Source organism: Pseudomonas sp. AP42 (assembly GCF_001728935.1).
Lineage (GTDB): Bacteria > Pseudomonadota > Gammaproteobacteria > Pseudomonadales > Pseudomonadaceae > Aquipseudomonas > Aquipseudomonas lactis.
This window is the reverse complement of sequence record NZ_LYSO01000146.1, coordinates 1-13,285: the sequence shown is the minus strand read 5'-3', so window position 1 is coordinate 13,285 and position 13,285 is coordinate 1. Positions and strand designations below refer to the sequence as shown.

8 protein-coding genes are annotated in these 13,285 nt (G+C 63.6%); 1 reads left to right on the top strand and 7 read right to left on the bottom strand.

The window, feature by feature from the left end:
* Positions 1-423: 423 nt before the first annotated feature.
* Positions 424-648 carry a DUF465 domain-containing protein gene (locus tag A7K61_RS28280; RefSeq protein WP_003191862.1) on the bottom strand — a complete coding sequence of 75 codons (225 nt, stop codon included), beginning with the start codon at positions 646-648 and terminating at the stop codon, positions 424-426.
* 175 nt (positions 649-823) lie between these two features.
* On the opposite strand from A7K61_RS28280, the gene tkt reads away from it, so the two are divergent.
* The gene (gene tkt / locus A7K61_RS28275; RefSeq protein WP_047711070.1) at positions 824-2,881 is read left to right on the top strand and encodes a transketolase; all 2,058 of its coding nucleotides are present in this window, start codon (positions 824-826) and stop codon (positions 2,879-2,881) included.
* A gap of 58 nt (positions 2,882-2,939) precedes the next feature.
* Here the strand turns inward: tkt and uvrA are convergent, their stop codons facing one another.
* The 6 genes from uvrA to lexA all read right to left on the bottom strand — a co-directional run bounded on the left by uvrA (position 2,940) and on the right by lexA (position 13,128).
* Positions 2,940-5,459 carry an excinuclease ABC subunit UvrA gene (gene uvrA, locus A7K61_RS28270; RefSeq protein ID WP_069558834.1) on the bottom strand — a complete coding sequence of 840 codons (2,520 nt, stop codon included), beginning with the start codon at positions 5,457-5,459 and terminating at the stop codon, positions 2,940-2,942.
* Positions 5,456-7,168 (bottom strand): ATP-binding protein, encoded by a 1,713-nt coding sequence (locus A7K61_RS28265; RefSeq protein WP_047711072.1) that lies wholly within the window; start codon positions 7,166-7,168, stop codon positions 5,456-5,458. Before A7K61_RS28265 ends, uvrA begins: the two co-directional genes overlap by 4 nt.
* A 100-nt stretch (positions 7,169-7,268) precedes the next feature.
* Positions 7,269-10,340, bottom strand: a complete 3,072-nt coding sequence (locus tag A7K61_RS28260) for an error-prone DNA polymerase (protein WP_069558833.1) — start codon at positions 10,338-10,340, stop codon at positions 7,269-7,271.
* A 133-nt stretch (positions 10,341-10,473) separates the two neighbouring features.
* Positions 10,474-11,889, bottom strand: a complete 1,416-nt coding sequence (locus A7K61_RS28255; RefSeq protein ID WP_069558832.1) for a DNA polymerase Y family protein — start codon at positions 11,887-11,889, stop codon at positions 10,474-10,476.
* Positions 11,890-11,896: 7 nt separating this feature from the next.
* A complete protein-coding gene (imuA, locus tag A7K61_RS28250) occupies positions 11,897-12,511 on the bottom strand; it encodes a translesion DNA synthesis-associated protein ImuA (RefSeq protein ID WP_003191873.1) in 615 nt (204 codons plus the stop codon).
* Positions 12,511-13,128, bottom strand: coding sequence for a transcriptional repressor LexA (gene lexA / locus A7K61_RS28245; RefSeq protein WP_044274343.1), 618 nt, complete (start codon positions 13,126-13,128; stop codon positions 12,511-12,513). Before lexA ends, imuA begins: the two co-directional genes overlap by 1 nt.
* Between the last annotated feature and the right edge of the window lie 157 nt (positions 13,129-13,285).

The following is a 13,285-nucleotide window of genomic DNA, read 5'->3' as shown; positions in this document are numbered from 1 at the left end:
GGCCGTTACCGTAGCAATGGATATGTACACCATCCAACTGTGTTGCCTGCAAGGCCGCCTTCGCGAGCAAGCCCACAGTTTGATCTCTGAGTGTCAGGTAGATAGGTGTTGGCTGACAGGCCGTCATCGCAGGCAAGCCAGCTCCCACATTTGGACTGCCGGGGTGTCAGGTGGATAGGCGTCGGCTGGGAGGCCGGCATCGCAGGCAAGCCAGCTCCCACAGGCAGCATTTCCATCCCGACCGATTCAGCCCTGTGTTGCATGAATTCTGAGGATGCCCACCCGGCTCAACAACGCAATCCTTGCGCCGCAACAAGCCCCAGAGCCGAGTGGACGGGGCGCATCATAAGGAGTGAAACGGCACTTGTCCTCCAAACAATTCTGAACAAATGTGCACATTCCAAATGTGTGGCGAGGGATTGCTCAACCCAGCCGCCCCACAATTTCGTCTTTGACCAATAGCCGTTTCTTCTTCAGCTTTTCCACCTCCTCATCGCTGGCACTGGCTTTTTCCGCCGCCAGCACCTCCCCGTCGGCAGCATCATATTGGGTGAGCAACGAATCCAACCGTTTGTCCTGCGCCCTGCGTTCGTGAACAACTTCCTTGCTCAACCCCAAGTCCTGATACAGGTCGTGTTTCACTGGCATGGCGTACCTCCACAGATTGATCGATGGTCTACGCCCTTGAAGCTAGCCCATTCCAACCGGTCTTGTCATGTTTGAGATCAATCGCATCCCGTTCGTCGCGGCGCATGCGATGGGATCAAACCTTTGCCCCACCCTGCCCTCAACTGTAGATCGCCACCCCAGGGAGAACGGTTTTATGAATCACGTTGCCACTGCTGCCGACACCCAATGCATCAACACCCTGCGCACCCTGGCCATGGATGCCGTGCAGAAGGCCAACTCGGGCCATCCGGGCACGCCCATGGGCCTGGCGCCGGTGGGTTATACGTTGTGGAGTCGCTTCCTGCGTTATCACCCCGAGCATCCCGACTGGCCCAACCGTGACCGTTTTGTATTGTCGGTGGGGCATGCCTCGATGCTGCTGTATTCGCTGTTGCACCTGGCCGGTGTGGTGGAGATCGATGCCCATGGCCAGCGCTCGGGCCAGCCGGCTGTCAGCCTGGACGATATCAAGCAGTTCCGGCAGATCGGCTCCAAGACCCCTGGCCATCCCGAGTACCGCATGACCACCGGCGTGGAAACCACCACGGGCCCGTTGGGCCAGGGCTGCGCCAACAGCGTGGGCATGGCCATGGCCGAGCGCTGGCTGGCTGAGCGCTTCAACCGCGACGGCCAGGTGCTGTTTGACTACGACGTCTACACCCTGTGCGGTGACGGCGACATGATGGAAGGCATCAGCAGCGAAGCCGCGTCCCTGGCCGGGCATTTGAAGCTCGATAACCTGTGCTGGATCTACGACAACAACACCATCAGCATCGAGGGCCACACTGAGCTGGCGTTCAGTGAAGACGTGATCCAACGCTTCCGGGCCTATGGCTGGCACACCGTACACGTCACCGATGCCAATGACTTGCAGGCGTTGAGCGTGGCGCTGGAAACCTTCAAGGCCAATACCGGCGCCCCCACCTTGATCGTGGTGGACAGCGTGATCGGCTACGGCTCACCGCACAAACACAACACCGCTGCGGCCCATGGCGAGCCCCTGGGCGAGGACGAGATTCGCCTGACCAAGGCCGCCTATGGCTGGCCGCAGGATTCAAGTTTTCTGGTGCCCGAAGAGGCCCGCACACTGCTGCGCGATGCTCTTTACGAACGTGCCGAACCGCTGTTTGCCGAATGGAACCAGACTCTGGCCGCCCTCGACCCGCAACGGGCCGATGAACTGCAACGCATGCGCGCCGGGGAAATGCCCGAACAATGGCAAGCGCACCTGCCAGACTTTGCCGCCGATGCCAAAGGCGTGGCCAGCCGTGCCTCGGGCGGCGAGGTATTGAATGCCTTCGCCCAACAGATCCCCTGGCTGCTGGGCGGTTCGGCAGACCTGTCGCCCTCGACCAAGACCAACCTCACCTTCGACGGTGCCGGGCGTTTCAGCGCCGATGACTACAGCGGGCGCAACCTGCACTTCGGTATCCGCGAACACGCCATGGGCGCGATTGCCAATGGCATGGCGCTGTCCTACCTACGCCCGTACACCTCGACCTTCCTGGTGTTCAGCGACTACATGAAACCGCCGATCCGCCTGGCGGCGATCATGGAGTTGCCGGTGATCTTCGTGTTTACCCATGACTCCATCGGCGTCGGCGAAGATGGGCCGACACACCAACCTATCGAACACCTGACCCAATTGCGCGCCACCCCGGGGCTGTTGACCCTGCGCCCAGGCGATGCCAATGAAACCCTGGAACTGTGGAAGGTGGCACTGGCACAAACCCATCGGCCCAGCTGTATGGTGTTATCGCGCCAGGCACTGCCGACCCTCGACCGCAACCACTATGCCGCCGCCTCCGGTGCGGCCAAAGGTGCCTATGTGTTGGCCGGTGCAGATCAACCTGAAGTCATCCTGATCGCCACCGGCAGCGAAGTCAGCCTGGCGGTGGCCGCGTATGAGCAGCTCAAAGAGCAAGGCATTGGCGCTCGGGTGGTGTCGATGCCCAGTTGGGAGTTGTTTGAAGACCAGGAGCAAGCCTACCGCGACAGCGTCCTGCCACCGGCGGTGAAAGCCCGCGTAGTGGTGGAGCAAGCGGGGCCCTTGGGATGGGACCGCTACGTCGGGCAGACCGGCGCCAAAGTGGTGATGAACAGCTTCGGCGCCTCGGCCCCGCTGGCCAAGTTGCAGGAGAAGTTCGGGTTTACCCTGGAGAATGTGGTGAAGCTGGCCAAAGAGCAGATCCAGCACAACCTCACTGACTAACACTGGGCTTAATGTGGGAGCGGGCTTGCCCCTCCCACATTTTGGACATCAGCACCCGTTAGATCAGTGATTGGGCTAGATAAGGTGCGGTGCGGCTGTGTTTGCTCTTGGCAACCTTTTGCGGCGTACCGCACGCCACCACCTTCCCGCCCAGGTCCCCGGCCCCCGGGCCGATATCAATCACCCAATCACTTTGGGCCACCACGCGCATTTCGTGCTCCACCACAACCACCGTATGCCCTGCCTCCACCAAATGATTCAACTGGCTGAGCAAACGATCGACGTCCTTGGGGTGCAAGCCGGTGGTGGGTTCGTCCAAGACATACAAGGTGGCGCCCCGGGCGTTACGTTGCAGTTCGGTGGCGAGTTTGATGCGTTGGGCTTCACCGCCGGACAGCTCGGTAGCCGGCTGCCCCAGGCGCAGATAACCCAGGCCGATATCGCGCAGCACGACTAACGAACGCAGGATGCCCGGCTGCTCGGCAAACACCTGCACCGCCTGCTCCACCGTCAGCCCCAGCACCTGGGCGATGTTCAAACCCTGCCATTTGATTGCCAGGGTGTCGGGGTTATAGCGCGCGCCGTGGCAGGTCGGGCATGGCGCGTACACGCTGGGCATGAACAGCAACTCGACGCTGACAAAACCTTCACCCTCACAGTTCGGGCAACGGCCCTTGGCGACGTTGAAGGAGAACTGCCCGGCATCGTAGTCGCGCTTCCTGGCCGCTGGCGTGGCGGCGAACAGCTTGCGTACGTTGTCGAACAGCCCGGTGTAGGTCGCCAGGTTGGAGCGCGGCGTGCGGCCGATGGGCTTCTGGTCCACCTGCACCAGGCGCTGGATGTGTTCCAGCCCGGCGCTGATGCGCCCGCCACTGGCTTGCGGTGCGGCATCCTCCAGGCTCGGTTCGTCGTCGCTTTCCAGCACGCGCCCCAGGCCCGTGCCCACCAGCTCCAGAAGCGCCTGGCTGACCAGACTGGATTTGCCCGAGCCGGAAATACCGGTCACCGCGGTGAAACAGCCCAGTGGGAAATCCACGTTCAAATCTTTAAGGTTATTTCGCGTCACGCCTGTGAGCGTCAGCCACCCGGCCGGCTCGCGGCTTGGCGCATTGGTCGGGCGAGGTTGGGCAAACAGGTATTCGCGGGTCTGCGAGGCCTCGACATCCGCCAACCCTGCGGGTGGCCCGCTGTACAGCACTTGCCCGCCATGCTCACCGGCAGCCGGGCCCACGTCGATCAGCCAGTCGGCGCGGCGCATGGTTTCCAGGTCATGTTCCACTACAAATAGTGAATTGCCTGCGGCTTTCAAGCGATCAAGCGCAGTGAACAACGCCTCGCCATCCGCCGGGTGCAGACCCGCCGACGGCTCATCGAGCACATAAATAACGCCGAACAACTGCGAACCCAATTGGGTGGCCAGCCGCAGACGCTGCAACTCCCCGGACGACAAGGTCGGCGTGCTACGCTCCAGGGACAGATAGCCCAGGCCCAGCTCGATCAAGGTGTTGACCCGCTCGAGCAAGTCCTGGGCGATGCGTTGGGCCGCCAGGCGTTTTTCCACCGACAGCTTCATGGTGTCTTGCCCCGCTGCCACCGGCCGCAGCAAGTCGGCCAATTGGGCCAGGGACAGTTGCGACAACTCGCCGATATCCACCCCGGCAAACTTCACCGACAGCGCCGCCTGGGTCAGGCGCTTGCCCTCGCACAATGGGCAGGCACTGCCTTGCATGAACTGCGACACGCGCTTTTTCATCAGCGCGCTTTGGGTGTGGGCGAAGGTGTGCAGGATATAGCGCCGAGCGCCGCTGAAGGTGCCTTGGTAACTGGGCTCCAACTTGCGTTTCAATGCCTCGCGGGTCTGCTGTGGAGTGAAGCCGGCGTACACCGGTACGGTGGGGGTTTCTTCGGTGAACAGAATCCAGTCGCGCTGCTTTTTCGGCAGCTCGCGCCACGGGATGTCCACGTCATAGCCCAGGGTGACGAGGATGTCGCGCAGGTTCTGGCCCTGCCACGCCAACGGCCAGGACGCCACTGCACGCTGGCGGATGGTCAACGACGGATCGGGAACCATCAGCGCCTCGGTCACTTCGTACACACGGCCCAGGCCATGGCATTGCGGGCACGCGCCTTGAGGCAGGTTCGGCGAGAAGTCCTCGGCGTACAACATGGCCTGCCCTTTCGGATAACGGCCGGCGCGGGAGTAGAGCATGCGGATCAAGCTCGACAAGGTGGTGACACTGCCCACCGACGAGCGCGCACTGGGTGTACCGCGTTGCTGTTGCAGGGCCACAGCAGGCGGCAAGCCTTCGATGCTGTCAACATCCGGCACGCCGACCTGGTCGATCAAGCGCCGCGCATAGGGCGCCACCGATTCGAAATAGCGGCGCTGGGCCTCGGCATACACCGTGGAAAACGCCAGGGACGATTTGCCGGAGCCAGACACGCCGGTAAATACCACCAGGGCGTCCCGGGGAATATCCACATCGACATTACACAAGTTATGTTCACGGGCGCCACGCACCCTGACAAAGCCCGTTTGCTGGGCGGTGAGCGGCGGGATGTTGCGCGGTGATGTCATGGGCAACCTTGTCTTGCGCTTAGCACCCTGCGCACGCGTTGGGTCAGGGCATCGGGGCTGTAGGGTTTGCTCAGCAGGTGGATATCGGCGCTGAGCAGATTATTGGAAGACAGAATGTCGCGGGTATGACCAGAGGTAAACAGCACCGGCACCGGCGGGTTCTGCGCGCGGGCCCAAGTGGCCAGGTCGGTGCTCTTGACCCGACCGGGCATCACCACGTCGGTAAAGATCAGGTCCGGCGACACGCCGCGCTGCAACACTTGCATCGCGCGGTCGCCATCTTCGGCGGTCAGTACGGTATAGCCCGACTGCTGCAGCAACTCGACCACCGTCAGGCGCACGCCTTCGTTGTCTTCGACCACCAGGATGGTTTCCTGGCCGCTGCCTTGCGGATCCGCATCACTGTCGTCGTCGAAGCATTCAGGCTCCAGGCAGTGGGGAAAATACATCTGCACCACCGAGCCCTTGCCCTCCTCGCTCCACATGTCCACATGCCCGCCACTTTGGCGCACAAAACCGAACACCATGCTCAGGCCCAGGCCGGTGCCGTGGCCTTCGCGCTTGGTGGTGAAGAAGGGTTCGAATGCACGCTTGAGGGTCGCCTCGGACATGCCCACGCCGGTGTCGGCCACCGCCAGGCGCACGTATTCGCCGGGCTTGATGCTTTTACCGACGCAATCGTGCGGGTTGAGGATGACGTTTTCCCCGGTGATACGAATCACGCCCTCGCCCTGCATGGCATCCCGGGCATTGATCGCCAGGTTGAGCAGCGCGTTTTCCAACTGGTTGCGGTCGACATTGATGCACCAGGAATCCTGGGGCAATTGCACGTCAATATGAATGGTTTCCCCCAGCGCCCGTTGCAACAGCTCACCCAGGCCGGCGTAGATGCGCTGCGGGTTGTACACCGCCGGCGACAAGGGCTGGCGACGGGCAAAGGCCAGCAGTTGCGAGGACAGCTTGGCCCCACGTTCCACGGCGGCGATGGCGGCGGTGACGCGACGTTGCACCTGGGGGTTGTCCGGTTCATGCCGGGCAAGCAAATGCAGGTTGCCGGCGATCACTTGCAGCAGGTTATTGAAGTCATGGGCCACGCCACCGGTCAGGCCGCCAATCGCTTCCAGTTTCTGTGACTGGCGCAACTGGTCTTCGGCGGCCGACCGCGCCTGCACTTCAGCGGCCACGCGTTGCTCCAGATTATGGGTGAGCTCCTGGCGCACCCGCTCGGACTTCACCAGTTCGGTGGTTTCCACCACAATCGCCAGCACCCCGGCCGGCTGTTGGTTGTCCCCGGCCACGGGGCTGTAATAGAGGTCCAGCCATACGCTTTCCGGTTGGCCGTGACGCGATAGCACCAGCTCCTTGTTATTGAACGACAAGGTGCCGCCCGCCAGGCACGTATCCACCACATGCCGATTGAACTCGGCCACTTCCGGCCAGCCCAGTTCCACCGGTGTACCCAACAGGTAAGGATGGCGCCCGCCGGCAAATGCCGAATAGCTGTCGTTGTAGATCATGTACCCCGCCCGCCCCCACAGCATCACCATCGGCACGGGTGAGGCCAGCATCATTTGCACGGTGCACGCCAGGCTCGTGGACCACTGATCCAAGGGGCCAAGGTCGGTGCTGGACCAGTCAAATGTGCGAATCCGCTGGGCCATTTCGCCGGCCCAGCCTTCACAGCCGTGGGGGTTGGATAAAAATTGCATGATTGGGCTCTGTGCGGGGACAAGACAGTCGCAAGTTTTGGAGCGCGCCGGCGATGGATGGTTTCATCTTGAATACACAGGAATGCAGAAACTACTGAACTCAATGAAAATCCCGGCTGCGCACCACAATCCCCTCCAGCAGCGGCGTCAAATCGGTGAGCCGCCCGGCGATCAAATGCCGCACCTCACCCACCGCCTCCCAACGGCCGTCCACCTTGAGCAAACGCGAGCCTACCAGCGCCTGGCGCTGACGCTCGGCCAGGTCGCGCCAGACCACCACATTGAGGTTGCCGAACTCATCTTCCAGGGTAACAAAGGTCACGCCGCTCGCCGTGCCTGGGCGCTGGCGGCCGGTGACCAGCCCGGCGATGCTCACGTTGCGTCCATGCTCCACCGCCAGCAACTCCTGGGAACTGCGGCAGCGGCGCCGGCGTAACTCGGCGCGCAACAACGCCAGGGGATGGGGCCCCAGGGTGGTACCGAGGCTAACGTAATCGGCGTGCAAATCTTCGCCTACCGTGGGCTCGGGTAACGCCACCCGCGTTTCATCGGGGCTCGGCAGGCCGGCAAACAAGCCCAGTTGCTGATGCACACCGGCCACGTCCCAGCGCGCCTGATGGCGGTTGCCGGCCAGGGCGCGCAAGGCCCCGGCGTCCGCGAGCAGCGCCTGGGCACGTGCATCCAGGCCGGCGCGGGCGTCCAGGTCAGCGATGTCGCTGAATTGTCGACGCTGACGCACCGCTTCGATACGCCGCCCATCGTCCTCGCGAAACCCCGAGATCATGCGCAGGCCCATGCGAATCGCCGGTTGCTGGCCGTCGATGGGCTCCAGGCTGCAGTCCCAGTCACTGGCCTGCACATCCACGGGGCGGATCTGCAAGCGATGGCGCCGCGCGTCCTGCAGGATCTGGTCCGGGCTGTAGAAGCCCATGGGCCAGCTGTTGATCAAGGCGCAGGCGAAGGCCGCCGGCTCATGGCATTTGAGCCAGCAACTGGCATAGGTCAGCAAGGCGAAACTGGCGGCGTGGGACTCAGGGAAGCCATAGCTGCCAAAGCCCTTGATCTGCTCGAAAATCTGCGCGGCAAAGGCTTCGGTGTAGCCGTTTTTGAGCATGCCGGTGCGCAGGCGCTGCTGATGGGGCTCCAGGCCGCCGTGGCGTTTCCAGGCGGCCATGGAACGGCGCAACTGGTCGGCTTCGCCGGGGCTGTAGTCGGCGGCGACCATGGCGATTTGCATCACCTGTTCCTGGAACAGCGGGATGCCCAGGGTGCGCTCCAGCACGGCTTTCAATTGCGGCGACGGATAGGTCGTGGGCTCTTCATTGTTCCGCCGCCGCAAATACGGATGCACCATGCCGCCCTGGATCGGCCCGGGGCGCACAATGGCAACCTCGATCACCAGGTCATAAAACGTCTGCGGCTTGAGCCTGGGCAACATCGACATCTGCGCCCGCGACTCGATCTGGAACACACCGATGGTGTCGGCCTTGCTGATCATGGCGTAGGTGGCCGGGTCTTCCTTGGGAATCGTGGCCAGGCTCAAGTCCCGGTGACGATGCCGGCGCAGCAAATCGAAGCAGCGACGGATCGCGCTGAGCATGCCCAGGGCGAGGATGTCCACCTTGAGCAAACCGACGGCGTCGAGGTCGTCCTTGTCCCACTGGATAATGGTGCGCTCGGCCATGGCCGCATTTTCCACCGGCACCAGGGTGTCCAGCGGGTATTCGCTGATCACAAAGCCGCCAGGGTGTTGGGACAAGTGCCGGGGAAAACCGATCAGTTGCTGGGTAAGCGTCAAGACGCGGCGCAGCAGTGGGCTGTCCGGGTCGAAGCCGCTTTCACGCAGGCGCTCCAACGGCGGCGCCTCATCGCTCCAGCGCCCGCAGCAATCGGCCAAGGCGTTGATCTGGTCCGCCGGCAGCCCGAGGGCCTTGGCCACATCGCGTACTGCGCCTGTGGCGTGGTAACTGCTGACCACCGCCGTCAAGGCTGCACGGGTGCGGCCATAGCGCTGGAACACGTATTGCAGCACCTCTTCGCGGCGTTCGTGCTCAAAGTCCACGTCGATATCCGGCGGCTCGTTGCGCTCTTTGGACAGGAAGCGCTCGAACAGCAGGTTGGTCAGGCTCGGGTTGATTTCGGTGATGCCCAGGGCAAAACACACCGCCGAGTTAGCCGCCGAACCTCGGCCCTGGCACAGGATCGAACGGCTGCGGGCGAAGCGCACAATGTCATGCACGGTGAGGAAATAGCTTTCGTAGCCCAGTTCGCTGATCAGCTGCAGTTCACGCTGGATTTGCTGCAAGGTCTTGTCGTCGATGCCTTCGGGCCAACGCTGGGCGATGCCTTCTTCGGTGAGGGTGCGCAGCCAGGATTGGGCATCATGGCCTGCGGGCACCAGCTCGCGTGGATAGTGATAGCGCAGCTGGCCGAGGTCGAAAGTGCAGCGCCGCGCGATGGCGAGGGTTTCGTCCAGCAAGGCCTGGGGGTACAGCGCCGCCAGGGCATCCAGGCTGCGCAGGTGGCGTTCGCCATTGGGATGCAGGCGCATGCCGGCTTCGGCCACCGGCACGTGGTGGCGGATGGCGGTCATGGTGTCTTGCAGGGCCCGGCGGCCCCGCGCATGCATATGCACATCGCCGCAGGCCACGGCAGGGATTTGCAGGCTGTGGGCCAGTTGCAAGCGCTGTTGCAGATGGCGCGCATCGTCCTGGCCACAATGCAGGTGCACCGCCAGCCACAGGCGTTGGTCGAAGGTGCGGCGCAGCCAGTCGAGGCTGGCCTGGGTGTCGCTGTCTTGCGCCACCCACAACGCCAACAGGCCGGGCAGCGGTTGCTCGAAATCTTCCTGTAGCAGACGATAACGGCCCTTTTCAGCCCGTCGCCGAGCGAGGGTGATCAGCCGGCACAGGTGCTGATAACCGCTCAGGTTCTCCACCAGCAGCACCAGTTTCGGGCCGTTTTCGATGTGCATTTCGCTGCCGATAATCAACGGCAAGTCAACGGCTTTGGCAGCTTGCCAGGCCCGCACGATGCCCGACAGCGTGCATTCATCGGTGATCGCCAGGGCGCTGTAGCCTTGGCGTTTTGCGCGCTCGAAAAGTTCCAGCGCACTGGAGGCGCCGCGCTGGAAGCTGAAATTGGACAGGCAGTGCAGCTCGGCATAACTCATGCACCGCCCTCCCCTTTAGGAGCGAGCTTGCTCGCGAAAAACCCGAGGGCACCGCGTTCATCCTGGTTTCCCGCGTTATCGTTGACGACCTTCGCGAGCAAGCTCGCTCCTACAGTAGGTGACGGCCCAAGGCTCATGCAAACCACCCTTGCAACCACAGCCCATCGCCTTGCCCCACCGTGCGATAGGCCCAACCCTGCTGGCCGGCGCGGGTCTGGACCAGGTAATAGTCGCGGCGCACATCGGCGCCATCCCACCAGCCGGATTCGATGCGCTCCGGGCCCATCAGGATCTGTACGCCGTGTTCGGCCAGCAAGGTCGGTTGCGGCAATAACCAGCCTGGGCGGCGGACCTTGTTCAAGCTCGGGCACGGCTGGCTGTCGGTCGCGGCCTGCCAGGCGCATTCGGGGCGGTGGTCGGCCTGAAAACGCAGGCCCTGCACCGCCTCATCCCCCAGGCGCGCACGCAGGCGTTCGCGCAATTGTTCCCACGGCAGGGTTTGTTGCGGGCGGTCGTCGAACAGGTCCTGGCGTTGCGGCACGAACACCGGCAAGTCCTCGGCCACCAGGCGCACGCCCCGCACCGGCGCGGTGACCTGTACCTGCTCCAGGCGCCCACGGGCCAGTTCGAACAACATCAAAGGCTCGCGCTCGGCGCTGAGCAGGCCCACCTTGATCACGCTGTCGTGTGTCTGGGCATGTTCCAGGTGCAGGTCAAAGCGCTGCACGCCACTGTCGCGGCCACACAGGAACGCCGACAGGTCGCCGGTCAAGCGCCGCAAGGGGAACAACAGCGCCTGGTGGGATTGCACGTCGAAATTCAATTCGATGCGTGCATCGAACTGGTCCGGCGGTTGATAAAAATCCAGGGCCAATGGCCGCTGCCCACTCAGGGCGTCGAGGTGCTTGAGCAGGCTGGCGTCAAAGCGTCGCGCCAGGGTATGCCGGGGCAAGGCCTGCACCTGAGCCAGGCTGCGCAGGCCCATGCGCGACAAGGCGGTGGCGGCCTGGGGTTCAAGGCCGGCGCGGTCGATAGGCAGCGACGCCAGGGCCTGCATCAAGGCGCTGTCATCGGCCACGGCCAGGCCGTCGTAGCCGTTTGCCAATACCCGCGCCGCCGCCGGGTTGGGCGCAGCGACGATGCGGTGACGAAAGCCAAGCTCGGTCAGCTCTTTGCGCAAACGCGCCTCGAGTTGCGGCCAGGGCCCGAACAGGCCCAGGCTCGATTCGATCTCGAATAACAAGGCCCGTGGGTAATACAGGCTGACCTGGGAGCTGAAGCGATAGGCCCAGGCGGCCAGAAACTGCTGCAACCGCTCAATCTCCAACGGGTCGTATTCGACACAGGCAAACTGCTTGGCCAGGGCATGGGCTGCCGTCAACGATTGCCCGGGGCGCAGGCCCAAGGCGCGGGCGGCGGCGTTGACGGCTTGCAACACGCGCCGCTGCGGCGTGCCGGCCAGCAAAGCCAGCGGCTGCTCGGGTTCGGGGTGCACACGCTGTGCCCCGTCCAGCGCCAATTGCGGGAAGACAATACACACCCAACGCATGGCAACCTCAATGCCCCGCCAGGGCAATCGGCGCCGGATGGGCCAGCCCGCCACGGCACTTGAGCACCCGCACTTGCGCGGGCCTGGCCTCGACCGCCAGGCGCAGAGCGGCGGGCGAGGCATTGATCGCCTCGCTAAGGGAGCGCCAGGCAAACGCCAGGGTCTGCCCGGTTTCGGCCGCCACCTGCAAACGCCGCAAGGCGCGATCATCGGCCTTGCGCGGCCAGCACAACACCGCACCGCAACTGCCCGAACGCAGGCATTGCTCCACCGCCCACAGTGCGTCGCGCTCCTCGGCCCGGATAATGGATAACTGGCGCACATCCACCCCGGCGTTCTGCCACGCATGGGGATAGGGGGTATAGGGCGGCGCCACCAGCACAATGCGCTCGCCCAGGGCCGACAAGCGCGCCAGTGTGGGCAGCACCAGTTGCAACTCGCCCACCCCGTCCTGGGCCATCAGGATTTCACTCAAGGCCGATTCCGGCCAGCCGCCACTGGGCAGTACCGCATCCAGCGCCGCCAGCCCCGTGGGATGTACGCTGGCCGGTGGCGCGGCGGGCCGGCCCTTCCAGACTCGCCCGCCATTGAACAGCGAGTCCAGGGCAACCACGGCGCCCATCAGCCTTGCCTCACCAGGCCGCAGAACACGCCTTCGATGGCCAGGTCCTGCTCGGGCCCGACCACGATGGGTTGATACGCCGGGTTGCGCGGCAACAGGCGAACCCTGTCGCCGTGGCGCTCGAAACGCTTGATGGTGACGTCACCGTCCAGGCGCGCCACCACAATCTGCCCGTTCAAGGCTTCGACAGTGCGGCGTACGCCCACCAGGTCGCCATCGAGAATGCCATCTTCAATCATCGAATCGCCCTGCACTCGCAGCAAGTAGTCGGGGGTTTTGGCGAAGGTGGCGGGGTCCAGTTGCAAGCGGCTGTGCACCTCGGCATCGGCGCCAATCGGCCGACCGGCCGCCACGCGGCCGAGCACCGGCACATCCAGCCACTCGGGACGCGCCGGTTGATTGAGCAAGCGAATGCCACGGGCCTGGTTGGGGTTGACCTCTATAAACCCGGCTTCGGTCAGCGCCACCACATGCTTGCGGGCGACGCTGCGCGAGGCGAAGCCGAACGCCTCGGCGATCTCGGCGAGGCTGGGAGGCTGGCCTTGTTGCGCGATGCGCTCGCGGATGAAGGTCAGGATGGCGGTGCGGCGGGGAGTCAGGTTTGTCATGGAGTACATTTGTACTCCTGTGGGAAATTTCTGACAATAACCGTCAGTCGGCGCTGGGTGTTACACCTGTGGGAGCTGGCTTGCCTGCGATGGCGGACTGACAGTCAACACAGCTGGATTGTGTACATATCCATTCCTGCGGTAACGGCCACTTAGGGTTCCGCTC

What these genes read in the sequence shown, in the direction of transcription:
- A7K61_RS28280 (WP_003191862.1), bottom strand. Translation starts at nt 648, where the DNA reads ATGCCAGTGAAACACGACCTGTATCAGGACTTGGGGTTGAGCAAGGAA.
- tkt (WP_047711070.1), top strand. Translation starts at nt 824, where the DNA reads ATGAATCACGTTGCCACTGCTGCCGACACCCAATGCATCAACACCCTG.
- uvrA (WP_069558834.1), bottom strand. Translation starts at nt 5,459, where the DNA reads ATGACATCACCGCGCAACATCCCGCCGCTCACCGCCCAGCAAACGGGC.
- A7K61_RS28265 (WP_047711072.1), bottom strand. Translation starts at nt 7,168, where the DNA reads ATGCAATTTTTATCCAACCCCCACGGCTGTGAAGGCTGGGCCGGCGAA.
- A7K61_RS28260 (WP_069558833.1), bottom strand. Translation starts at nt 10,340, where the DNA reads ATGAGTTATGCCGAGCTGCACTGCCTGTCCAATTTCAGCTTCCAGCGC.
- A7K61_RS28255 (WP_069558832.1), bottom strand. Translation starts at nt 11,889, where the DNA reads ATGCGTTGGGTGTGTATTGTCTTCCCGCAATTGGCGCTGGACGGGGCA.
- imuA (WP_003191873.1), bottom strand. Translation starts at nt 12,511, where the DNA reads ATGGGCGCCGTGGTTGCCCTGGACTCGCTGTTCAATGGCGGGCGAGTC.
- lexA (WP_044274343.1), bottom strand. Translation starts at nt 13,128, where the DNA reads ATGTACTCCATGACAAACCTGACTCCCCGCCGCACCGCCATCCTGACC.